The sequence below is a fragment of the Chthoniobacter sp. genome (genome assembly GCF_040003245.1).
Taxonomy (GTDB): Bacteria; Verrucomicrobiota; Verrucomicrobiia; order Chthoniobacterales; family Chthoniobacteraceae; genus Chthoniobacter.
Genome location: NZ_JBDUCX010000018.1, coordinates 1 through 14313, shown reverse-complemented (window position 1 = coordinate 14313; position 14313 = coordinate 1). Strand labels below are relative to the sequence as shown.

General features: G+C 62.5%; 12 protein-coding genes and 1 tRNA gene. 8 read left to right on the top strand and 5 right to left on the bottom strand.

The window, feature by feature from the left end:
• Positions 1–2 precede the first annotated feature (2 nt).
• Genes ABJF10_RS03915 through ABJF10_RS03895 form a run of 5 tightly spaced genes read left to right on the top strand, consistent with a single transcriptional unit; the run spans position 3 to position 5613 of the window.
• A complete protein-coding gene (locus tag ABJF10_RS03915; RefSeq protein ID WP_348543212.1) occupies positions 3–995 on the top strand; it encodes a glycosyltransferase family 2 protein in 993 nt (330 codons plus the stop codon).
• Positions 992–2221 (top strand): glycosyltransferase family 4 protein, encoded by a 1230-nt coding sequence (locus tag ABJF10_RS03910; protein ID WP_348543211.1) that lies wholly within the window; start codon positions 992–994, stop codon positions 2219–2221. The genes ABJF10_RS03915 and ABJF10_RS03910 overlap by 4 nt, the downstream gene beginning before the upstream one ends.
• Complete coding sequence (locus tag ABJF10_RS03905; protein WP_348543210.1) at positions 2218–3561, top strand: hypothetical protein; 1344 nt, start codon at positions 2218–2220, stop codon at positions 3559–3561. The genes ABJF10_RS03910 and ABJF10_RS03905 overlap by 4 nt, the downstream gene beginning before the upstream one ends.
• Positions 3558–4679: a glycosyltransferase gene (locus tag ABJF10_RS03900; protein ID WP_348543209.1), complete on the top strand. Its 1122-nt coding sequence runs from the start codon at positions 3558–3560 to the stop codon at positions 4677–4679. The genes ABJF10_RS03905 and ABJF10_RS03900 overlap by 4 nt, the downstream gene beginning before the upstream one ends.
• A 4-nt stretch (positions 4680–4683) precedes the next feature.
• Entirely contained in the window at positions 4684–5613 is a 930-nt protein-coding gene (locus ABJF10_RS03895; RefSeq protein WP_348543208.1) for a glycosyltransferase family 2 protein, read from the top strand.
• A 98-nt stretch (positions 5614–5711) separates the two neighbouring features.
• Here ABJF10_RS03895 and ABJF10_RS03890 read toward each other — a convergent pair whose 3' ends face one another.
• The 3 genes from ABJF10_RS03890 to ABJF10_RS03880 form a co-directional block, all read right to left on the bottom strand.
• Positions 5712–8624 (bottom strand): protein kinase, encoded by a 2913-nt coding sequence (locus tag ABJF10_RS03890; RefSeq protein WP_348543207.1) that lies wholly within the window; start codon positions 8622–8624, stop codon positions 5712–5714.
• Between the two features lie 676 nt (positions 8625–9300).
• Positions 9301–10767 (bottom strand): exopolysaccharide biosynthesis polyprenyl glycosylphosphotransferase, encoded by a 1467-nt coding sequence (locus tag ABJF10_RS03885; RefSeq protein ID WP_348543206.1) that lies wholly within the window; start codon positions 10765–10767, stop codon positions 9301–9303.
• A gap of 185 nt (positions 10768–10952) precedes the next feature.
• On the bottom strand, positions 10953–11825 hold the full coding sequence (locus ABJF10_RS03880) for a phytanoyl-CoA dioxygenase family protein (RefSeq protein ID WP_348543205.1): 873 nt from the start codon (positions 11823–11825) through the stop codon (positions 10953–10955).
• A gap of 118 nt (positions 11826–11943) precedes the next feature.
• Between ABJF10_RS03880 and ABJF10_RS03875 the strand changes: the two genes are divergently transcribed.
• Positions 11944–12019 (top strand) — tRNA-Gly (locus tag ABJF10_RS03875).
• Between the two features lie 63 nt (positions 12020–12082).
• Here ABJF10_RS03875 and ABJF10_RS03870 read toward each other — a convergent pair.
• Positions 12083–12337 (bottom strand): hypothetical protein, encoded by a 255-nt coding sequence (locus ABJF10_RS03870; RefSeq protein WP_348543204.1) that lies wholly within the window; start codon positions 12335–12337, stop codon positions 12083–12085.
• 178 nt (positions 12338–12515) lie between these two features.
• Here ABJF10_RS03870 and ABJF10_RS03865 point away from each other — a divergent pair, with 178 nt between their 5' ends.
• Entirely contained in the window at positions 12516–12788 is a 273-nt protein-coding gene (locus tag ABJF10_RS03865) for a hypothetical protein (RefSeq protein WP_348543203.1), read from the top strand.
• Between the two features lie 2 nt (positions 12789–12790).
• Positions 12791–13096: a hypothetical protein gene (locus ABJF10_RS03860; RefSeq protein WP_348543202.1), complete on the top strand. Its 306-nt coding sequence runs from the start codon at positions 12791–12793 to the stop codon at positions 13094–13096.
• A 389-nt stretch (positions 13097–13485) separates the two neighbouring features.
• Here the strand turns inward: ABJF10_RS03860 and ABJF10_RS03855 are convergent, their stop codons facing one another.
• A complete protein-coding gene (locus ABJF10_RS03855) occupies positions 13486–14247 on the bottom strand; it encodes a glucose 1-dehydrogenase (RefSeq protein ID WP_348543201.1) in 762 nt (253 codons plus the stop codon).
• Between the last annotated feature and the right edge of the window lie 66 nt (positions 14248–14313).

The window sequence follows — 14313 nt, the reverse complement described above, 5'->3', positions numbered from 1 at the left end:
CCGTGTCTGCTTCACCGTTCATTTCCATCGTCCTGCCGGTGTTCAACGAGGAACGCTATATCGAGCGCTGCCTCGCCTCGGTCCTCTCCTCCGGCTATCCGGATGAACGGTTCGAAATCCTCGTCGCCGATGGATGCAGCACCGATCGCACGGCGGAGATCGTGCGCGCCATGGCGGTGGACCATCCGCAAATCCGGCTGATTGAAAATCCGCGCCGCCTGCAATCGGCCGGCACAAATACCGCGGCCCGGGCGGCCACCGCCCAGGCGGAATTTCTCGTTCGCCTCGATGCGCACTCGCGCTACCCAGAGGGTTTCATCCCGCGCTGCATCCAGACCGCGATCGAGACGCGTGCGGAACTGGTCGTCTTCGTCAATGAACCGCACGGAATGACGCCCTTCCAGGAAGCGGTCGCCTTCGCCTTTGCGCATCCGCTCGGCGTGGGCGATTCGCTCTACCGGTTGGGAAAATTCTCCGGCTATGTCGACCACGGCCAGCACGGTTGCTTCCGCCGGGAATTTTATGACCGCGTCGGCGGTTACGACGAAGGAATGTCGCACAATGAAGACAGCGAACTGTCGTATCGCATCCTCAGCGCCGGGGGCCGCATCTATCTCGATCGCGAACTGCGCATGCATTATTTCCCGCGCGCGGGATTCCGGCCACTGGCCCAGCAGTACTTCAAATACGGCAAGGGACGTGCGGCCAATTTCTACAAGCACCGCGGGAGCCTGCGTCCGCGCCAACTGGCCCCTCCGGCTCTCGTCGCCCTGGAAGTGGTGGCGTTGACCCTTTCGCCCTGGGCGCCCGTGCTCTTGCTCCTCCCGCTGTGCTATTTCGGATTGCTCGTCGCGGCTGCGTTCGCCGCCTTGCTGATGAAACGCCGGCCCGCCTTGCTGCTGATCGCGCCGGTTTTTTGGCTCATGCATCACGCCTGGGGCGTCGGGTTTATCTGGGGATTGATGCAGAAACTTCTCCGGGGAGGGCGGGCATGAAAGTGCTGATCGTGAGCAATCTCTTCCCACCGCGCGTCATCGGTGGTGCCGAAGTAGCCGCCTGCGCGTGGGCTTGCTGGCTCGCCGGTCGCGGACATGAAGTGCGCGTCCTGACCACGGCGTCGGCGGAGCATCCGGAAGGCGTGCGGGAAACGGAGGATGGAATCATCGTCGAACGCCGGGATTTCGGCTACGTCTACCCGCTGGGTCAATTGACGCGGCCGCCGGCGTTGCGCCGGGCGGTGTGGCATTGGCAGGACCATTTCGGAGGGGAAGCAGGACGATACTGTGCGGCCGCGATTGCGGAGTTTCAGCCAGACGTGATCAACTGCCACGACTTGCAGGGCCTGGGCTATGCCGTCTTGCGCGATATCGCGGCGAGCGGGGTGCCCTGTCTCCAGACACTGCACGACTTTGGCTTTCTGTGCGTGAACATGGCCATGTTTCGCCATGGCGCGGAGTGCATTCAGCAGCATCTCGTCTGCCGGATTTCCACGGCGGTGAAACGCTCGGCTTGGGCGGGCATTCGACGATTGTCCTTCTGGTCGCCTTCGCGTGCTCTGCTGGAACGCTATCGCCCTCACTTGCCGCCGCATCTTGAGGCGGCCGCCCTCCCGTTGCCGCTGTCCTTTGCCGCGCCGACGGGCTTGCGACGCCCGGCGACCGGCATCGTCAGATTGCTCTATGTGGGACAGGTGACCGAAATCAAGGGCGTGGAGTTCATCCTCCGCGTCCTGACTGAACTGGCGCGCACGCACGCGTTTCATTTTCAAGTAGTCGGCGGCGGCGCGGAACTGGAGCGGTTGCGCGGACTTTATGAGCAAGCGTCGTGGGTGAGTTTTTCGGGTCGTGTCCCGCCCGCGAAGGTGGGCGATTTCATGGAGGAGAGCGATCTGTTGCTCACGCCGTCGTTGTGGTTCGAAAACTCGCCGCTGGTCATTTATCAGGCCATTCATCTGGGGTTGCCGGTGCTGGCGAGCCGCACGGGTGGCTTGCCGGAACTGGTCGCCGATGAAGTCAGCGGTGCGCTGGAGGCGCCCGGTGATGTGGCGGCCTGGACCGCACGGCTGCGGGCGATTCTGTCTGATTCCTCCATTCTGGCTCGCTGGCGGGCCGGCGCCAAGGAGCGGCGCGCAGCCTTTGCGATCGATGCCTGTGGCGAGCGAGTGCTTTCCTTGCTGGAACGCACGGCGGACGCCGCGCCACTCCCCATGCCTGTCGGATGAACGCCGTCTTTGCCCCACGCAGTCGTCCGATGTTTGCCCCGCGTGATGAACGTTACGCGCAAATTCTCGTCTTTTCCGGATGGGCCATCGCGCTGCTCTATTTTCCGAGCGGCCTCTTGCACTATTATCTGGGGGGCAAGGTCTACGCCCGCGACGCGCTGATGGGGCTGCATTTTATGGCCTGTGTGTGGTTCTTCTATCGCACCGGTTTGTTCGGTCGCTGGATGCGGCAGTGCTGGTGGCTGGCTTGGGGACCGCTGTTAGTCCTGCCGTCGGTGATCGATATGGCCAATGCCGTCGAGGCCTTCACCGTCTGGAAGTGGACGGTGCTGTGGAGCGACTGGATCATGCTCGGCACGCTCGCCGTGTTGACCTGGCTCGAGCCGCGCGGAGTGGTCATCCTGGGATCTCTGACTCTCCTGCTTTTGACGGTTGACGGCATCGCCGGATTTCACGAATACCAAACGAACCGCTACGTTTTCAGCATCAAGAGCGGTGAGAAGTCGGCGCTGGGTGTGACACTGGGATTCGAGCAGACCCTCGGAGGAAAACAGCTTCGCTTGAAGGGCCTGCAGCGCGACGTGTTTTCCTTCGCCAACCTGATGGGCTCCTCCGCCGTGGCAGGGCTCGCGCTGGCCAGCATCACCCGCAAAATCGGGTGGCGGTGCATCGGCTGGGTCGGGGCGGCCCTCTTCGGGATGATGCTGTATTTGTCCGGCGGTCGCTCCGCCTTTTTTGGCGTGGCCGGGGCGGCCATGGTGGCCTTCGCTCTCCAGGCCTTCCCGGAACAGGCGCGGCGCTGGATGAAATGGGCGCTCCTCGCCTGGCTCACCTTCGCCATCTTCATCAGCCTCTTTGGGGTGAACGAACTCTCGGAGTACTTGAGTGCGATCTTTTTCAAGCACCAGCGGGCCGGCAGTACCGCGAGCGCCTTCATGCGCGATCGCGCCTGGCAGGGAGTGATCGCCGCCATCATCGACCAGCCGATGATTCTGCTCAGCGGCTCCTCTGTGGCCGCGCTGTTGGATAACCACGTCGCGCCATTCTATCATTGGGCGGACAACGAATACCTCTGGCTCATTTACCACGAGGGCTTGCCTGGCGCGCTTGCGCTCGTTCTTTTCTTCATCGGCGCGGCGCGGCGGGCCAGCGGGCGCGAAGCGGCGGACATCGTGTTCCTCCTCTATCTCTTTTTCGTCATGGGCGAAGGCATTGCCCGTGAATCGATGACGTTTCTCGGTTGTCTGCCGCTATTTGTGGCCATCGGCTTTCGCTACGCGCCACGGATGAACGTGCGCGAAGTGGTCCGGGGAAAACGACGGGAGGAGGTGCTGGTGTGAGAGTGCTTTTCCGCATCCGTTCCGACATCGAGCGCTTTCCCGGCGGCGATGAAGTGCAACTCCGCCGCACGCGCGAGGCACTCGAGGCGCTGGGGGTGGAGACGGCGGTGCTGCCCGGCGTGGCGGAGATGCCCGCGGGATTCGATCTCGTGCATCTTTTCAATACGACGCGCATTCACGAGACGCTGGCGCAATTTCTCCAGGCGCGCGCGCGTCATGTCCCCGTCGTGGTGAGCACGATCTGGCACTCCACGGAGGAAATGCGAAAGTTCTACGGCCACGTGCGGCGCTGGCCGTGGTTCCCGCTCACGGCTTATCAATCCGCCAAGGAAGCGTGGTACGCGCGGCGGTCCGGGCTGCCCATCTCCTGGTCATCAGTCCTCGGCTTTCGTGCGATGCAACGGTCCGTGGTGCGGGAAGCGGATGCGGTGCTGCCGAATTCGAATGCCGAGCTGGCTTTGCTGCGCTCGGAATTGGGCGCGTCACCGCGGGCGGCGTTTGTCGTGCCCAACGGCTTCACCTTCGCCGGGCGTCCCGCACCGGGCAACATCGCGCGGCAGGATATTCTTTGCGTGGGCCGGATCGAGCCGCGCAAAAACCAGCTCGGCGTCATCCGCGCTTTCAAGCGCCTCCCGCGTGGTGCGCACCGTTTGCGCTTGTTCGGTGCGATGACCGAGGCGCATGACGGCTATGCCGCGCAAGTGCGCGCGGAACTCGTCCCCGGATGGGTGGAGTACGCGGGAGTCGTGAGCCAGACGGAACTGGCGGTGGAAATGGCCCGCGCCGCGGTGGTGGTCCTGGCGAGCTTCTTTGAAACCTGTGGCCTGGTCGTGCTGGAGGCGCTGGCCTGCGGCGCGCGGGCGTGTGTCACGCAATCTCCCTGCCTCCAGGACTACTACGGAAAGCGCGTTGACTATTGCGATCCTTACGATGAGGCCTCGATCGCCGCGGGCCTGACTGCGGCCCTCGATCGGGCACCCGAAGATCATACCGAATTTCTCCGCGGATTTTCCTGGGAACGCGCGGCGGAGAAAACGCTGCGCGCCTATGAGCAGGTGCTGGCGGCCCGCCGGGAACGCCCGGCGGAGAAAACATCACTCTTGATGGAGGCATACTGAGCGCATGTCCGAGACGATTCCTTTCATTTCTGCCGATTGCGCGCCGAATGCGCCCATCCTCTCGGTCATCATCGTCACGTATCGCTCCGCGAAAGACATTGGCGCGTGCCTCGATTCGCTGCCCCGGCGTTTGCTGGGCCGGGAGGTCGAAGCCATCGTGGTGGATAACGCCTCGCCGGATGAAACCGAGCGCCTCGTGCGCGACGGTTTCCCGTGGGCCCGGCTGATCGCCGCCGGCGGCAATCTCGGCTTCAGCCGCGCGAACAACCGCGGCACCCTCCAGGCGGGTGGCGAGCATATCCTCTTCCTCAATCCCGACACGGTCGTGAACGAGGAGGCGCTGGTCGCGGGCCTCGAGCGGCTGCGCGTGGAGCCGGAGATCGGCATCTATTCGCCGCGGCTCGTGCTGGCCGATGGGTCGATGGACCTCGCCTGCCGTCGTTCCATCCCCACGGTGTGGGATGGGTTTACGCGGGCGACCGGCCTGGCGAAATGCTTCCCGCAGGTGCGCCTGCTCGCCGGTTACAACCTGACCTATCTGCCGGAAAATGGGACCTACGACGTGGGCGCGGTGAACGGCGCATTCATGCTGGTGTCGCGCCAAAATCTCGCGCGCATCGGGCTCTTCGACGAGCGCTTCTTCATGTATGGCGATGATCTCGATCTCTGCCTGCGCTGCACGCGCGCGGGCCTGCGCGTCGTCTACGATGGACGCCACACGATCACGCATCTCAAGGGGCAAAGTTCCGCCAAGGAGTACCGGGTGATGTCGCGCGAGGTCTTTCGCGGGACCAAGCAATTCTACCAGAAACATTTCAACCCCGATTGCTCCCGCTGGCGGAAGTGGCAGTTCGACGCGCTCTTCGGCTGCTGGGAAATGACGACGCGCCTGCTCGGTCAATTGCGCGGCCACAAACTGGCCCGCCCCCTTTAGCGCGGTTGAAGGACAATCAGATGGGGAGACAATGGGACAATCGGAAGGCGCTGTCTCCCAGTCTCATTGTCTGATTGTCTTTCCTCGAGTGGGAACTTTCAACGCGCCCTCGGCACGCGGCGGATTTGCCACAGGTCCCAGCCGCCCTGACCTCCGGGCATGTCGGAAGCGAAGTAGAGGGTGAGACCATCCGTGGAGAGCGTGGGAGCCTGCACCCGGCTGTTCACCGCGAGGACGAGTGGCTGCGCGTTGAAGCTGCCCTTGTCGTCGGCCAGCGCGACGAAGAGACGCTGCCCCGTGCCGTGTCGCTCGCGATAGAAAAGAAGGGCCCGGTTGTCCGCCGTGATCCGCGGTGAAAACTCTTCGGCATCGGTATTGACGCCGCTCCCAAGATTGACGGGTGCTTCAAAAGGAGCCCCGGGCGAGGGGCGGCGTGCGCGCCAGAGGTCGAATCCACCACGTCCACCGGAACGATTGGAATTGAACCAGAGCGTCAATCCATCGGCGGAAAGACAAGGGCCGGCGTTGTAACTCGCGGGTCCGAACAAGCGGCCCGATCTTTCCCAACCGTCGGCGCGGCTGGCGCGATGGGCTTCGTAAATATCGGAGGTGGCCAGCGCGTTGGGCTGCAACGCATAGAGCAGCGTCAACCCATCACCGCTCAGAAACGGGCCGCTCTCCAGTCCCGGCTTCAGTTCATCAATCAATTCCGCTTTGCCGAATGGTTCGTCCAACCGCTCCCGCCGGCACTCAAACAAATGTTCACCCCCTTCGCGCGTGGACGACAGGACGAGGACGAGTCCGTCGTCCGATATGCCCATCGCATACTCGTCCTTGGCGCTATTCACCCCCGGCCCGAGGTTTTCCGGTTTCGACCATTCGTAGTCGGACGAGATGAGAATTTCGGAAGCGGATCGGGGAGCGGGAGGCGAAGAGGGTTCCGCTGCTTTGATGGGTAGTGAGTCCGCCGCGAGGACGCATCGGAAGCCGGTCGAGTCGTCGTGCATCGTCGGGATGAGGTGAAAACGGGCCGACGAGAGGAGGACGCTGCGGGTGGCGAGGCTGTAGGAAGCTCCCCGAACCGTTTTCTGTGGGTCGCCGGGTTTGAAGGCATCCTCGCACCACTCCCACGCATTGCCGCCGAGATCGAACAGGCCGAGGGGATTGGCCGGAAAGGAGCCACAAGGTGCCGTGGCGGCAAAGCCGTCGCGATAGCCGGTCAATACCTTTTGCCCCTCCCATCCCTTGTGCTGCGCCGCTTCTTCGCCGCTGTAGTTGCCCGCGCCCGGCGGTGGCGGCCAGGTACTGCCCCACGGAAAGACGTCCGGGAATTGCTTGTCCTTGTCTGCGGGTGCCCCGCCCGCCGTCTCGCGATCGCCGATGCCCACCGCGCAGCTCCATTCGTGATCGCTGGGCAGCCGATAGCTTTGCGTCGCGGCCAGTTTTCCCGCGTTGTGCTCACGGTCCGTGAGCCACGCACAAAAAGCCCGGGCATCCTCCCAGCTCACATTCACCGCCGGATGGGAAAGATCCTGGACAAAGGACTGGACCGGCCAACTGCGCTTCGTCTCCGTGACGAAAGCCTTGTAATCTTGCACCCGTGTTTCCCAGATGCTGAAGAGCACTGGCTGCCCGGCGGTCGGGCCACCGGTGATCGTCACGGGAACGAACTTCATCCCGAGGGTATTCATAAAAGGGGACTCGGTCGTGGCCCGCGCCAACGGGGTTTCCGTTTCGCTATTCGGCGCGGGTTGGATCGGACCGCTGTTGACCGCGGGAGGAAGAGTCGGCGGAGTCGAAGCCGCTGGCGTGACTGAGACCGGCTGCGGCGAAGGGCCGACCGACGATCCAGGCCGGTTGAGAAACAGGACTCCCATCACGGCGAAAGCTCCCGCTCCAATGACTCCGATGACCCAGGGCGCGACGCGAGTCTTGTGCGGTGCGCTACGGGCCAGCACGGGAATAGCGCCCGTTCCAACGGTCGGCTCGCTCAACGGTTGCGTCGGCATGGCCACCGATGGCGCCGCTGGAGGTGCCGCCGGCGCAGGGGGCGTCGGCATGGCAGGAATCGGATCGGTGCGGATGCGTTCGAGATCGCTGCGGATGTCGATGGCGCTCGAATAGCGCCGCTCGGGATCGGTCTGGAGCGCATGGTCGACGATGGCATCGAAGCGCACGTCGAGACCGGCCACGCGCCGCGAGGGCGGATCGAACCGCCCGCGCGGAAGCTGCCCCGTCAGCATCTGGTAGAGCATCACCCCGACGGCGTAGAGATCGGCGCGATGATCGACTGTCCCCGATCCCCAGGCCGACTCGGGCGCCATGAAGTCGGGAGTGCCCATCCGCACGTGGGTGCCGGTGAGGAAGGCGGCGGAGTCATCGCTCGCGAGCTTGGCCAGTCCGAAATCGGCCACCTTCACCTGCCCCTCGCCATCGACCATGATGTTCGAGGGTTTGATATCGCGATGAATCACCCCGCGCCGGTGGGCGTAGGCGAGCGCCTCGCAGACATGCGTGGCGATCGCCAGGGCATTTTCCGGCGGCAGCCGGCCATGGGAGGAGACCAGCTTTTGGACGTCGGTCCCCTCGACGTATTCCATGACGAAGTAAAGCAATCCCTCCGGGGTCTCTCCGGCGTCGTAGACCGAGACAATGCCCGGATGAGTGAAGCGCGCCATGGCCTGGGCTTCGCGTTGGAATCGCTCGGCGAATTTGACATCGGCGTCTTCCAGTTGGGCCGGAAGAATCTTGATCGCGACGAAGCGGCGCAGACTTTTCTGCCAACCCTTGTAGACCGCACCCATCCCGCCGCTGCCGATGATGGCGCGGATTTCGTACTGGGGAAAACCCGGCTGCAACTGTTCCGGCGTGGGAGGCTGCCAGGCACCCCGGCGCGGAGTGGGCGGCGGGGTCGAACCACTGGGCGGCGGAGTCGCGGGGATGGTCGGCGACTCCCCACGCTGATCCCAAGGGCGGGTGGGAAGAAAATCGGGATCGTCGGACTCAGCCATACGCAACAGGATCGCGTCCGTCAGTTGTCTCGCAAAGCGCGGGGGGAATCAAGGTTGGTGAACGAATGGACCGGAGAACGCGCGCCGGGTGGAATTTTCCGCAATGGAGCCAATGAAACCAATGGAGCGATGCACTTTTTCCGGCGGGTCATGGCATACTTCCCCGCATGAACTCCGACGATTCTCCACTGCTCCCGCCACGGCAGGACCGCCCGCATTCCGCCGACCATGTACAAGGACTCAGCCCAGGCTCCCCGCCGACGGAAAGCAGCCGTTTTAAGGTGCCTTAAGCCCAGTTAAGCCGATTTAAGGTGCGAGATTTTTTTCGCGGGGCATGTGGCGTCGAAGGTATTGTCATCCTGAGCGAAGTCGAAAGCCGAGCGCAGCGAGACGCCTGCGGAAACATGGGGCAAACCTCCAATATCCTTCTTCCTCACCAATGGGGCGGAAGATCGTGCTGAGTTTCTCGTGAACGCCACGCATCAGATGCCAGAGGTGATATTGGAGGTCCTTCGGCAAGCTCAGGACGACAGGTTTTTTTTTGGCGACGCGCTAAACGCGTCGCACCCGAGCGCACCTCAATCGACCTGGGGGCAGACAAGGCTGGTCAAGGCCGGTCAAGGCCCAAAATTCTCGCGGCCGCCATGGGTACGCGCTGGATCACCGCCAGCTCAGCCTAGCAGGCGTGCTCGCGCTTGAAGAAGGTCAGAAGCATGATCTGAATGTCGAGCACCGGGCTCCAGTTTTCCAAGTACCACAGGTCGCACTTGATGCGTTCGGTGAGATCGGTGTCGCCGCGCAGGCCGTTGACCTGGGCCCAGCCGGTGATGCCGGGCTTGGCCGCGTGCCGGGCATTGTAGTGCGGGATCTCGTGCTTGAAGTTGCGGATCAGTTCCGGGCGCTCCGGGCGCGGGCCGACGAGGCTCATTTCGCCTTTCAGCACGTTCCAGAATTGCGGCACTTCGTCGATGTTCCACTTGCGCATCATCGCTCCGATCCGCAGCCGGCGCGGGTCGTTTTTCGTCGTCCAGCCGACTTTGCCCGGGGTCTCCGCGTCCAGGCGCATGCTGCGGATCTTGAGGATATCGAACTCCATGCCGTTCTGCCCGAGCCGGCGCTGGCGATAGAGAATGGGCCCCGGCGATTCCCAATACACGATCGCCCCGAAGATCGCGAGGATCGGAGCCGAGAGCATCAGTCCGACGAGGGCGCCGGCCACATCCACCGCGCGCTTGAGGAGCAGATTGGTGAATTTGTCCAGCGGCAGCCGCGACACGCCGAGAATAGGCACACCCGCGACCGTCTCGAGATGCAGACCCGACACCAGAATCTGGAAGTAGGATGGGATGACCTTGAACTGCACCATCTCGCGTTCGCAGGTGTTGGCGAGGGCGATGATGTCCCCGCGCACGCCGTGGACGTCCGCCAGGATGACCATGTCGATGGCCTGCTGGTGGATGACTTTGAGGAGGTCCTTGAATTCGCCCAGGAGCTGTCCCTCGGGCCGTCGTTGAAAGCCCGCGCGCATCGAGCCGAGGCAGCCCACGAATTCATAGGCGCTGACCGGGTCTTCGGTGAATGTCCGCGCCATCTCCTCCGCTTCCTGGTTCCAGCCTACGACCATGACGCGCTGGCGGAGATGGATCGCTACCCCGGAGCGGGCGAGGTAGCGGTGAAAGAGCCAGCGCCACGCTAGCAGGGTCGCCGGCGTGAGCAGGCTGGCGATCACCACATACAAGCGCGAGATCGGCGGTTCGAAATGGAAGACGAGCGCAATGCAAAGGTAGCCGGCGGCCCAGATGATGGAGGCCTTGAGGATCTGCAGCGAGACGGAGCGGAAGCGCAATAGGGAGTTGCGCTCGTAGATCTCGAAACTGGTGAGGATGAGGAGCAGGGCCAGGGCGCCGAAGGTGATGTGCCCTGAATACTCGCCGAGGTTGCGCGGCTCGCGCACGCCCACTTCCACGAGGGATGTCTGGAAGCGAAACCAAAAACTGAAGACCAGCGCGTAGACGATGACGAGTGCATCGCAGATGAGGCTGGCGATGACGAGCCGGTCGGGCAGCGTCTTGTCACGCAACCGCAACGGGTCTGTCGGGGAGAGCCGTTCGTACTGACGACCGAATGGATCGTCAAATATCACTGCCCCGCCGGTTACCCGGGATAATCCCTTAATACAGCTCTCTTTTTTCGGACTGAACATATGGCCCTGCAAATCCCTTGCGCCGCAGTAAAACTGCAACGCGTGTGGCGTTCAAAATCTAGCGGATACCGTATAAAAACGATCCGCCGAGTCAACGTGTTTCTACCCTGACGCGAGCCTAGTGGTTACCCTCCGTCCCCGAGGCGTTTCCAGCGCGCGCGCAGCTTGCGACCGATCTCCGTCAAGACACCGCCGCGCATCCGCCACGCTTTTTTGCGCTGTTGATTCGCGGTTTGCTTTTCCACGTTCCAGGGAAATTCCGGCGAGAGCCGCGGGTTGCCTTCCGTGGGCAGCGCGAAGCCCTGGATGTAGGCCCGGCGCGGGATCGTGGAACGATTCGGCCCCGCGTGGTGCAAGGTGCGGCAATGGTGAATGGTACAACCGCCCGGCGGCAGCGGACTCGCCACCGCATCCGCCGGATCGAAGTCGCCCACGCATTCGAGCGCGTGCACGCGGGGATCGCCTCCCGGCGAGGCGTGGCGCAGCACCGGGCCGCGGTTCGTGCCGGGGATGAATTCGAGGCAGCCATTCTCCTCCGTCGCGATCTGGAGCGGCATCCAGATGCTGATCTCCTGGTAGCCCGGCGGGTGGTTGCGGCGAAAGGCCTCATCCTGATGCCAGGGCGTCGGTGCGCCGATGCCGGCGGGTTTGAGGATCGCGTGTTCGAAGCTCCAGAACGCCTCCGGCCCGAGCAATTGCCGCGCAACGGCCAGCGCATTGCTCCGAAAGCTCGTCTCCTTCAATTCCGGCGCGAAAAAGACGGGGTTGATGATCTGCGGTGAAGCCTGCGGTTGGCCGTCCTCATCCAGGCCCACCATGTCAAACTGCGCCCCCTGTCCGCGGCCCGCCTGCTCGGCGAAAAGGCGATCATACACTTCACGGAGAAAGGCCACCTCCTCTGGAGGACAGATCCGCTCCATGCGGAGAAAGCCGTGCTCACGGAAGAAAGCGATTTGCTCCGTGGTCAGCGTCACGTCGGCTGAAGTGGTAGTGGCCACGGGTGGTTACTCGACTTGAAAAAGGGGGCGCCGTCAATCACCCGCTGCGGTCGGGAGGCGATGAATGAGAAAATCCTTGCATCCCCACGTTCCTCTCCTATTTTCGCCTTCCTCCGCTGCGGGTGTAGCTCAGTTGGTAGAGCACTTCCTTGCCAAGGAAGATGTCGACGGTTCGAATCCGTTCACCCGCTCCATTCCTCTTTTTCTGAGGAATTCCGCCAGGCTTGGCCTTGGCGTGCCGGTCGATTTCGGCCGGCCTACCACTTCGGAATGAAGAAACGCACGGTCTTCGTGTCCCTTTTCGGATAGCTGGCAAAATCCGCCAGGGAGTTTCGTCCCAGTTCCGGCGAGGCGCACTGTGCACCCACGGTGAGCTTGCGTCGTGGGGCCTTGGGAAAAAGAGCGTCGAAGTAAAAACCGCAACCCCCGTCAAAGACGTCCGTGCACGTCACATGATGGGTCTGCCCCTTGATCACCAAATCCAGTGCATGGTTGATGATCGGAAGTTTCATGTCTGACCATAGCCTATCGTGACTCAATAGCGAATGTGAGGTACGGAGATCCCCCGCGCGAGAGCGAATCCCTTTCGGGTCCGGTCTCATATCTGGCCTGCTGGAGACTTGTTTCCCGTTCAGGAACCCATTCCAAAACATCAGTCGACACGGAGGCATTTATACCGGAAGCTGTCGCATGGACCTTACGAAAAATGATAACATACGGGAAGCGTTGAGCCGTGATTTGCGGCCGCCCGGCGCCAAACAGCGGATTAAAGTCATCGACGATGCCGTCCGCAAGGTCTTCACGGTCAACAAGGATGGCGCGGTCCTGGTCTTCGGGCACAATCAGCCGGACGCCGCGTATTGGACTGGCGTCAAGCACTATGGCAGCGGTCCCAGCAGCCGTATCCGCTTCCGCCGCGCGAAAATCGACGCGAAAATCGACGCGAAAGTCGAGGCCGAGTAAGTTTGCCTATCTCCAGTTTGGGAGCGATAGTGGGCGCTATGGATAAGCAAATTGCGGAGAACCCCGACATTTCAAGTTTTGAACGTCTCGTCGACGAAAACTGGAATGAACGAAAGCATCTCGCCGAGGCGGAGTTTGACGTACGGAGTGAAATTCAGGGCCTCTTGCAGCGTGGTGAGGCGGGCGAAGCGCTGAAGGAAGCGCGGATGCGTGAGCGCGCCTGCCGGGACTCACTCGCCCGGAACAATAGCGAATACGACGCCGTGGTGGAAAGCTGGGCGGCCGCCGTTTCAAAAACCGCCGGTTAATCGACGATTAACCCGTCGGTGCTTTACACGCTCGTAAAGTATTGTCGGATCAACAGAAACGCGGCCACCACCGCTACGCCAAAAACTCCGACGATGAGCGAAGTGCGCCAGACCAGCTCGATCAGGTCTCTCCGCGATCTTTGATTTACGGACTGGAAAACATGGTAAGGAGGAAAGCGCACATAATCGGCGTCCGTTCTCCGCGGTGACTTGGACATTATAGTCGATGCTATCACGCATTGCCCGAATACGAAGAGGTTCCGGGAACAATCGTCGGCGAAGGAAGTATTTCGCCGGGCAGGCTGGTCGCTGGCGGGTGTGCGGCCGGAGCGCGCCATGCCGTGGGGGTCGGACCCACAGCCGCGCTGCCGATTCCGACGGGGCGGCGTTTAGCGAATGCCACCGCTGACCGTCAGGAATTCCCCGGTGATCCACGACGAATCCTCGCTGGCCAGGAATACCGCGGCGCTGGCGATGTCGGCCGGCTGCCCGATGCGCCCCAGCGGCGATTGCGTTTCGAGCTGCGTGCGAAAGTCGCTCGCGATGAACCCTGCGCTGTGCGTGCCTTCCGTCTCGACCATGCCGGGGTTGATGGTATTCACGCGAATTTTCTTCGGGCCGAGTTCCTTCGAGAGGACCCGGGAGAGCACGTCGACGGCGGCCTTCGTTCCGGAATAAACCGCCGACCCCGGCGGCGTAAACGTGGTCACCGCCGAGCTGATATTGATCACGCTTCCGCCCTCCGGCCCGAAGAACTTCACCCCTTCCTGGATGGTGAGCAGCAGTCCGAGCACATTCACGTCGTAATGCTTCCGGAAGTGTTCCTCGGTGATCGCTTCCAAAGGCGCGAATTCATAGACGCCGGCATTATTGACCAGCACGTCGAGACGCCCGAAGGCCTTTTTGGTTTCGGCCAAAAGGCGGTCGATGTCCGCCCGTTTCGCCACGTTGCCCTGCACGGCGATCGCTTGGCCGCCTTGCTGGGTGATTTCCGCGACGACTTTGTCCGCGCCCTCTTTGCTGGAGGAGTAATTGACGACCACCGCCGCGCCTTCGGCGGCCAATCGGGTGGCGATGCCGGCTCCGATGCCCTTGGAGGCTCCGGTGACGATGGCGACTTTGCCGGTGAGTTTTTGGGTGGTGGTGGACATGTCTGTTTTTGCTTTCTGTGTTGCTGACTTTGAAATCATTTCGCCGCTACTTCCGGCAGCGGCGGG

Bases quoted from the DNA above. Each gene is read 5' to 3' on its own strand.
- ABJF10_RS03910 (WP_348543211.1), top strand. From the start codon at position 992: ATGAAAGTGCTGATCGTGAGCAATCTCTTCCCACCGCGCGTCATCGGT.
- ABJF10_RS03905 (WP_348543210.1), top strand. From the start codon at position 2,218: ATGAACGCCGTCTTTGCCCCACGCAGTCGTCCGATGTTTGCCCCGCGT.
- ABJF10_RS03895 (WP_348543208.1), top strand. From the start codon at position 4,684: ATGTCCGAGACGATTCCTTTCATTTCTGCCGATTGCGCGCCGAATGCG.
- ABJF10_RS03890 (WP_348543207.1), bottom strand. From the start codon at position 8,624: ATGGCTGAGTCCGACGATCCCGATTTTCTTCCCACCCGCCCTTGGGAT.
- ABJF10_RS03870 (WP_348543204.1), bottom strand. From the start codon at position 12,337: ATGAAACTTCCGATCATCAACCATGCACTGGATTTGGTGATCAAGGGG.
- ABJF10_RS03865 (WP_348543203.1), top strand. From the start codon at position 12,516: ATGGACCTTACGAAAAATGATAACATACGGGAAGCGTTGAGCCGTGAT.
- ABJF10_RS03855 (WP_348543201.1), bottom strand. From the start codon at position 14,247: ATGTCCACCACCACCCAAAAACTCACCGGCAAAGTCGCCATCGTCACC.